The 247-nt window shown below is 48.2% G+C and carries 1 protein-coding gene; it reads right to left on the bottom strand.

Annotated elements, in window-relative coordinates; translation table 11 throughout:
- Nucleotides 1–232: hypothetical protein (locus tag ACM615_RS23950; RefSeq protein ID WP_431012635.1), on the bottom strand; the 232-nt coding region annotated here is incomplete at its 3' end.
- Nucleotides 233–247: the final 15 nt, after the last annotated feature.

The raw sequence follows: 247 nt of genomic DNA, 5'->3' as shown, positions 1-247 counted from the left end.
CAGATGGCTTGTCTAGTAAAAGCGCGGTGCTATCATTTGTTGGCTCAACTAAATGACTAGGTGGCTTATGATTGGAAGGTTCATGGCTGGGTGGTTCAGTAGGCAGACTAGGGACGTTAGTATCATGACCAAGACTAGGGGTTGTATCAGCCGACTGGGTATTGTGAGCTTGCATAGAAGGCACCTTGCCATGTTGCTGTAATTCGCTTACACTGCTGCGAAGGGCTTCCATCTCACGCTTCATATC

Source organism: Rahnella sp. PAMC25617, from assembly GCF_050606005.1.
GTDB classification, from domain to species: Bacteria; Pseudomonadota; Gammaproteobacteria; order Enterobacterales; family Enterobacteriaceae; genus Rahnella; species Rahnella variigena.
The sequence above is the reverse complement of the archived record's forward strand: the minus strand, read 5'-3'. Positions and strand labels throughout refer to the sequence as shown.